6 protein-coding genes are annotated in these 4486 nt (G+C 40.5%); all 6 read right to left on the reverse strand.

Going from position 1 to position 4486, the window contains the following annotated elements:
• A partial coding sequence (locus HWQ37_RS31950; RefSeq protein WP_292754955.1) for an NACHT domain-containing protein occupies nt 1–2211 on the reverse strand: 2211 nt, incomplete at its 3' end.
• A gap of 42 nt (nt 2212–2253) precedes the next feature.
• Entirely contained in the window at nt 2254–2505 is a 252-nt protein-coding gene (locus HWQ37_RS31955) for a hypothetical protein (RefSeq protein WP_292754958.1), read from the reverse strand.
• A 237-nt stretch (nt 2506–2742) separates the two neighbouring features.
• A complete protein-coding gene (locus HWQ37_RS31960; RefSeq protein ID WP_292754961.1) occupies nt 2743–3216 on the reverse strand; it encodes a hypothetical protein in 474 nt (157 codons plus the stop codon).
• Nucleotides 3217–3477: 261 nt separating this feature from the next.
• Nucleotides 3478–3696, reverse strand: coding sequence for a type II toxin-antitoxin system RelE/ParE family toxin (locus HWQ37_RS31965; RefSeq protein WP_292754964.1), 219 nt, complete (start codon nt 3694–3696; stop codon nt 3478–3480).
• A gap of 2 nt (nt 3697–3698) precedes the next feature.
• Nucleotides 3699–3959 (reverse strand): ribbon-helix-helix domain-containing protein, encoded by a 261-nt coding sequence (locus tag HWQ37_RS31970; protein WP_292754967.1) that lies wholly within the window; start codon nt 3957–3959, stop codon nt 3699–3701.
• An 80-nt stretch (nt 3960–4039) separates the two neighbouring features.
• A partial coding sequence (locus HWQ37_RS31975) for a RidA family protein (protein WP_292754970.1) occupies nt 4040–4486 on the reverse strand: 447 nt, incomplete at its 5' end.

Below are 4486 nucleotides of genomic sequence, written 5' to 3' on the forward strand. Positions count from 1 at the left end.
AATCTTTGAAACTGTCTTTGTCACTCTAGCGCAAGCATTTAAGACAGCCAACAACGCTTCTTCTGCATTTCGTGCTTGTCTATTTTCTTCTTGAAAATCAAGTCTGGGAGTCAAGCGATCCATCGGCATTCCATGACGCAACATAAAACCAATTAGATCGCATAATGTCTGCTGCCAATTGCTAACATCCGATGCATCCTGTAAACGCATTTCATCCGCAACAAACTTAAAAAGGTATCTATCCATAGGGGATGCACCGCACAGAATTGCCCACCTTTTTAAAGCCTCGCGCTCATCCCATCCTTCATCTGGATCGTTCTGGCGATCCTTCAGCTTTTTATGAATGAGTCTAACTTCTCGCACGATGCGTTTTGCTGTCAAATATTCACCAAAACTTTTGTGAGTAAATTCAAAAGTTTTTTCCTGTTCCTTAACTCCACTCTCACGAAAATAAAAGGCAGTCAAAAGACGAGTTACACCTAATTTTGCACTTTCCTGAAATTTCTCTAAAAGACTCTTTAAACTACTGTGTTCACAATGGGCTTCAATCTCTCTGACTGTTGTTGTTCGTCCATCTCCATGCCAGGAAGCTAAAGCAATTTCTTCGAGGATGCGAACAAAGTCTTTTTCCTCAATTCCACGAATGGCCGGATGTTGATGATCAGCCCAACCGCGCTGATAAACTGCTGTGAGCAAATTTGCATAAATTGCATTCAGGTTGCCGTCTGTAGGAAATTTCTTTTGCTGGTCAAAACTCAATGCTACTAGGTAATTCAGCAAGGGTTGGGCAGTAATTTCTGTAAGGTTATCTTGGTTTAACTCTTCTGGTAAGCAATCATATCCCCGTCCGCTAGCATTGCCGTATTTCTGCCACCAAATCTGACGTTGATCTTGCTGCAACAAGTTTTGATCATCAATGTAATTCTTTCTCTCATCTTCAGTAACAAAATAAGGCAAGATATGCAAGATTTGCTGTGGTTGGCGAAAGTCGCTACTATTTGCTTGCACTACCAGTTCTCGACCACTGATTAATACTTGTAAGCAAGTTTTCTGGACATTAAACCGCTCTACTTTTCTTTGGACTTCACGCACAAATTGTTGAGCAGTTTCAGTGGCAATTTTTCCCTGCATGGCAAGCTCATCTAAACCATCAAAGATAATCAGTAAGCGTGAATCAGCCTTATCTTTATCTAGCGGATTATGTCTGAGAAAGCCATAGTCTCGTACAAACTTACCAACTGCCTCTACTAATTCATCGGAGGGTTGAAAATGGTGCAAAGGAATAAATAAAACCGGAATTTTCCCTTTTTCTGCTTGGTTAGCTGCAAAGATTTTGGCAAAGGAAGATTTACCACTTCCTGGCCCACCACTAATCACTCTAATGGCATCATGGCGATCGCCTTTTTCTAACCAAGCTTCTAGTTCAATTTCTAAATCAAGAACAATTCGCTGATATTTATCATCTTCTCTGATGCGGCGTTCAAATTCTTCTGACTTTTCACCCCCAATTTTCTGCTTATAGTAGGCGTGTAAAGGAACATAAACCTGTTTTAAACCAAAGGCTTCTAAAAACATCGGTTCTTCAACCTGTTTTTGTAGCCAAGCTAAATAACGCTGCCATAACTGTTCCCGTTCATTGGCTGGAGTAAAGGGGGTATTCAGTTCTTTTAAAGAAGCATATTTTTCTGGATGTTTTGCCCACTCTTCATGTAAAGCAAACACAAAATAGGTAGGAAGACGATGACTAATTGTTAGTGCCTGTGCCTGATTGACGCTAAAGTATTTTAACCAGTCGGCAAAAGCAGTTTTAACCGCTTCCAAAATCGGCAAATCTTTGGGACGGCTAAAAAAATCTTGGTCAATACGCAATTCTATACTTTCTAGGGAATGGTTGAGGCGATCGCACAATAGGTTAAGATCACTCTCGTTTGGTTTTTCAAACAGTAACCCTTGATTTTCTTTTACCAAACTCTCTATTGCTTCTTTCAAAGAACAGTAAATTAGTAACCAAGCAACTTCCCCTGGTGCTGATCCTAAACCTAGTGCTGCTGTAGCTTCCACAGCATCTTTGGCTACCTCTCCCCACTGACCCGATGCCCCATTTATCACACCTTTCCCTAGTGATTTGAATAGTTCTTTAAAGTCAGCTTTAATGGGTTTATTCCATAATGCAACAGGTTTGCTAACTGAAAATCCAGAAGTATTGCTCATAGTTGTTGTATGATGCTGGTAGATGTACTGAGTTAATATATTTCAACAAGGTTTTATTAGGTTTTTCCTGAAAACCATTAGTAAATATAATAATTTGTCTAGATAAACTTCTAATTTCAGGCTCAAAGGTGCAACTTCGAGGATAAAAGGCGCAACTTCGAGTATAAAAGGTGCAACTTCGAGGATAAAAGGCTCAACTTCGAGGATAAAAGGCGCAACTTCGAGGATAAAAGGCTCAACTTCGAGGCTTAAAGGCGCAACTTCGAGGATAAAAGGCTCAACTTCGAGGCTCAAAGGCTCAACTTCGAGGATAAAAGGCTCAACTTCGAGGATAAAAGGCTCAACTTCGAGGATAAAAGGCTCAAAAATGCCCTGGCGATTAGAAATCGCGGCTACACAAGCAAAACCTGCCTTCGCAGGTTACAAGAATTTTGGGATACAAAACGCGAAAGGGGCATAACATTGTTATACCCCAAGCAAGAAGCCGTATTGTACTTAATTCATAGCTGCTGTTATTGCCTATTTTAGGCTTTAGCTAGCTGCGGCTTCGGGTTTCTTTTTTTTAGGACGGCGGGTAAACCTGCGTCCCATCTCATCAATGACTGCATCTAATCCTGTGACATCACCGCTAGCTTTGGCATAGTTATAAATTGCCAAGGCTGCTGCATAAGCTTCACTACCAGCCGCTATACAGGTATCATCCACCAGTTCTTGCAGTTGCGTCAAAGATAACAGCACTGGATACAAGTCTTCATATATCCCCAAGTCTCGGCGCATTTCTTCCAAATCAAAAGAACGAGGCAAAAAGTTAGGGTTCTGTGTCGCCACTTCTAAAGCTTTGCTAACAAAAGCCCGACTTTTATCCCCCATCTTAACTATGGTGCGTCGGTCTTCGGTGGTCAAATCAATCAAAAATGGTAACTTTTCTCTAATTGTAGCGATCGCTTCCATAACCGCTTTCTTATCTGCTGGGGCTAAACTGGCACTGACACGATTTTCCGCCATTTTTAATACTCTTATAGGGTACTTTATTTCAGTATTCCCAAAGTTATAGAGGCGATATCTACGACGGGCTACGCCTACGCATTTCTTGAGAGGTAATTAATAGAGTTTTATCTGCACTTTAATGCAAGCTAAAGAATGTCTATATATTTTTTCATCCCAGTTAACATAATTTATGGCTTTATTCTTCATCCGACTCTGCAAATAAAGATTCTAAATTTTGACGACTGCTGACAACGCGCAAAATTTTAACCCCATCATCAATCACTTGGTAATGACATATCCATCTAGCGGTAAGCCACGTAATGAAGGTTTAATATGAGCATAGCTGCGTCCCATCTTTGGAAACACCGCCAAATTTTGACATTTATTGTTAAACTTTCTAAATAGTTTTTCTCCTGCTTCTAGGTTTTGGATTAAAAAGTAATCAGAAATTTCATTTAAGTCACGACTTGCAGATAGTGAAATTACATAGCGGCTCATTACTAAGCCTCACGTGCCTTTTGGAACTTTTCTAGTATCTGCATGACTACAGTTTCGCCATCCAAAACTTCCCCCCTTTCAATTTCAGCAATTGCAACATCAACTTTTTGACGGGTTTCTTCCACCCATTGGACATACTCAGAATTTAATTTTTCTAGCAGTTGAAATGCTAGATCAAGTACTTCATCTGCATTTGTAAATTTCCCACTAGCAATTTGGGCTTGGATAAATTGCTCATGTTCGGGTTTAAGTTCAATGTTCATGATTTATCTCTCTGAAAGTTGACAGTAAAACAGAACCATCAAATGTAACCGTTAAAATTTTGCTCATTGTTCTATTTCTCCTAACCGCTAATTACAGCGATCGCATCAATTTCTACCAACACATCTTTAGGTAAGCGCGATACCTGCACACAAGCCCGCGCTGGGGCTGTATCTTCCGGGAAATATTTAGCATATACGGCATTCACCGCCGCAAAATCATTCATGTCAGCTAAAAATACAGTAGTCTTTACCACATCTTGAAAAGTCGCCCCGGCTGCTGTGAGGATGGCTTCAAGATTAGCTAATACCTGCTCAGTTTGCTTTTTAACATCATCAGTGTAGACGACATCACCAAGGCGGGGATCGATGGCAATTTGTCCAGCTATAAATACAAATTGACCAGAAGCTGCGATCGCTTGATTATAAGGTCCGACTGGTGCGGGTGCTTTATCAGTATTAATTACTTTACGTGTCATAGATATTACTTTCTCTAACGATGTTTCCTGTTTACCGATTTCCGCTTCAGC

The sequence above is a fragment of the Nostoc sp. NMS4 genome, assembly GCF_017115095.1.
Classification (GTDB): Bacteria; Cyanobacteriota; Cyanobacteriia; order Cyanobacteriales; family Nostocaceae; genus Nostoc.